The 2,973-nt window shown below is 67.1% G+C and carries 4 protein-coding genes; 3 read left to right on the forward strand and 1 reads right to left on the reverse strand.

Annotated elements, in window-relative coordinates; genetic code table 11:
• Positions 1-38 precede the first annotated feature (38 nt).
• The 3 genes from GX543_RS18170 (at position 39) to GX543_RS18180 (ending at position 2,202) form a co-directional block, all read left to right on the forward strand.
• Positions 39-560, forward strand: a complete 522-nt coding sequence (locus tag GX543_RS18170) for a molybdenum cofactor synthesis domain-containing protein (protein ID WP_290853969.1) — start codon at positions 39-41, stop codon at positions 558-560.
• A gap of 343 nt (positions 561-903) precedes the next feature.
• Positions 904-1,524: an MspA family porin gene (locus GX543_RS18175; RefSeq protein ID WP_290853970.1), complete on the forward strand. Its 621-nt coding sequence runs from the start codon at positions 904-906 to the stop codon at positions 1,522-1,524.
• Positions 1,525-1,554: 30 nt separating this feature from the next.
• The gene (locus GX543_RS18180) at positions 1,555-2,202 is read left to right on the forward strand and encodes an MspA family porin (protein WP_290853972.1); all 648 of its coding nucleotides are present in this window, start codon (positions 1,555-1,557) and stop codon (positions 2,200-2,202) included.
• Between the two features lie 120 nt (positions 2,203-2,322).
• On the opposite strand, the gene GX543_RS18185 is transcribed toward GX543_RS18180, so the two are convergent.
• A partial coding sequence (locus tag GX543_RS18185; protein WP_290853973.1) for a heme oxygenase (biliverdin-producing) occupies positions 2,323-2,973 on the reverse strand: 651 nt, incomplete at its 5' end.

A 2,973-nucleotide genomic window follows, 5' to 3' on the forward strand; every position in this document is an offset into this window, starting at 1 on the left:
CGGCGCAACGCCGACGCCGTTCGAGGAAGGGTTGATGAATGCTTGAGGCCGTAGAGAACGAAGCCGAGGCAGCGGTTCAGGGAATCGTGACACCGCGCGCGCTGGTGGTGGTGGTCGACGACCGCGCCGCCGGTGGCGAAGAGCTGGATCGACTCGGCCCGCTGGTGGTGGAACTCCTCGAGGAGGCCGACTTCCACGTCGACGCGACGACCACCGTCCTCGCCGACGAGGTCGAGATCCGCAATGCGATCAACACCGCGGTGATCGGCGGCGTCGACCTCGTGGTCTCGGTCGGCGGCGTCGGGGTGGGCCCGCGCGACGTGACCCCCGAGGCGGCCGAACCGCTCCTGGACCGTCGCCTGCGGGGAATCGAAGAGGCGGTGCGGAGTTCCGGGCTGTCGGCGGGATCGGCTGACGCGGGACTCTCGCGCGGCGTCGCGGGAATCTCCGGGCAGACCGTCGTGGTGAACCTCGCCGACTCCCGGGCGGCGGTGCGCGACGGGATGGCGACGGTGATTCCGTTGGCGCACCACGTGATTGCGTCGATCAGTGAGTTCTGAGTCCGACCCGAAACCCGCAGAGGAGAGCTGGCGACGTCGTCGCCGGCTCGACTCGGTTTTCGGCGACGATCTTCCCGAAACCCTCTCTGACCCGGGCGAAGACGCGCACGGAGAGCGCGGTCGCAGCTGGTACGAAGAGAACCGCCCACCGCATCACGGGTGACGAAAGCAAACTGACTCGCCAGTACGTGATCCATCTCACTCGATCGGTCGGATGCCGTTCCGGGACACTGCGTCATTCAGACGCGTGCGTTAACCTGAGCTTCGGCTGAGTGGACGACACTCAGCGACCAAAGACTTAAAAGCTGAGTATGTCGAAGCACGAAGGGTGTCTCGCGTGAAGATGAGTGGAATCGGAAAGCGGGCGGTGGTTGCGACCACCGTCGCGTTGACCGCAGTGACCGGGGCTGTTGTCGGAACGGGCGAGGCCGACGCGGCTCGCCTGCCGAACGGCAGCACCCAGGCGGTCGGGATCGACGGCCAGGTCGTCAAGATCTCCCGCAGTGGCGAGAGCAGCCGAATCATGCGGTCGATGGCCGCCAACGGCGCCGGTCGCGCCGGAGCGGTGTCGGGCACCTACAAAGTGAACCTGAGCAAGGGTGCGGGCGTGATGACCGTCGGTTACCTGGTCGGTTGCCAGGTGAACCTCCAGGGCTTCAGCGGCACGCTCGGCGGAGGAATCAGCACCGCCGGGGTGGGCGCGAGCGGTTCGCTCTCCGTGCCGCTGGCACCGGGCGAAGTGGTCTTCGCACCGACCGACAAGATGGCGGTCAAGAAGGGCACCAGCACCGTGATGGTCGACAGCTTCGCGATCGACGTCCAGCAGTGCGGCGGTCACGCGTCGGCGCGTTCGGTGGTCACCGTGGTGGCGGCCGAGGGCTACAAGACCGATGAGAAGCTCCTGGCAGGCAAGAGCGGCTACGTGCAGGCCAACCTGTACGGCCGTCCGTTCAGCCTCGGCTGACCCGAGATCACAGACTCAACGAGGTAAACAATGAACAAGCGTGTAGTCCGCGGTCTCACCGCATCCGCCGCCGTCGCCGGCGCTGCCCTGATGGGCCTGTCCGTGGCCGCGGCACCTGCCAACGCCGCCCCGCTGCCCGGCGCCTCCAAGACCAAGGCCGTCCCCGGCGGCAGCGTCACCATCAATCTCTTCGACGAGTCGGCCCGCGTGAGCCGCGCCGTCACCAACATCCCCACCTCGCGCGAGGTGATGGTCTCGGGCAAGGTCCGCGTGACCACCTCCGGCGACCTCAAGGGCGGTGCCATCAACGCCGGATACATCGTCGGCTGCCAGGTGGACTTCGGTGCGAGCGCGGGGGCCGGCGGCGGCGTCGAGGCTCCGCGGGGAGGACCGGTCGCTGAGGCTGCGAAGAACCCCTTCGGTGGAACCGGTGCCATCAAGCTCGGCCCGGGCCAGGCTGGCTACGTGCCGATCGTCGTCTCGAAGACCGACGATGAGATCACCAACAGCTTCGCCTTCACCTCGGCCCGCGGCGGCGTCGTGTACAGCAACGAGCGCTTCGGCGTCGACGGCTGCGCGGGCTACGCCCAGGCGCGCGCCAAGGTGACCGTGCGCGTGAAGTCGCCGAGCTTCGTCGGCAACATCACCATGTACGGCAAGCCGTTCAGCATCGGCTGACACCAGCCGTCAGGTAGACAGCACTAAGCAGGGTCCGCGACCGGAAGGTCGCGGACCCTGCATAGTTGTTTTCGGGACTTTGTTGTTTCGGTTCCGAAAGGTTGTTTCGGTTCCGAACGCTCAGCGGCGGTACTGATCCATCATGGAGCTGAGTTCGGCGAACAGATCGTGGTGCAGCAGGAATGCGGTGCGCACCTCGTCGACGATGCGCTCGCGGTCGGCCGCCGACAGCGATTCGCCGATCGCGTCGAGGCTGCGACGGTACTCGTCCTTGTAGGGCTTCACGGCGCTCGAGAGGTCGAAGGCGTAGGTGGAGATGCCCGCGCCGTCGAGGTCGAAGTGCCGGTCGACGAGTCGGCCGATGGCCTGACCGCCGGAGAGGTCGCCCAGGTAGCGGGTGTAGTGGTGCGCCACCACGTAGCCGCCCCAGTCGGTGATCTCGGCGAGCCGGGCCGCGTAGGCGTCGGCGGCGGGGGAGCTGATCGGCTCCAGCGGGATGCCGGTGCGGTGGCTCCACTCGGCGAGGTCGGCGTCGATGGTCGCCAGCCGCTCCAGCGCGACGTCGTACACCTGGGAGACCAGGTCGTCGTCGGCCATCTCACGAGCGGAGGCCTCGAGTGCTTCGTACACCACGCGCAGGCGCTGGAGATACGCGATGTAGCCGACCTCGTTGATTCGACCGCCGAGCAGCTCGGACATGAACGTCGAGTTCTCGGCCTGCTCGTGTTCAACCAGGGAGCCCTGCTTCATCTGCGCCGAGAGGCTCAGTTC

This window comes from Gordonia sp. (in: high G+C Gram-positive bacteria), assembly GCF_012515855.1.
Lineage (GTDB): Bacteria > Actinomycetota > Actinomycetes > Mycobacteriales > Mycobacteriaceae > Gordonia.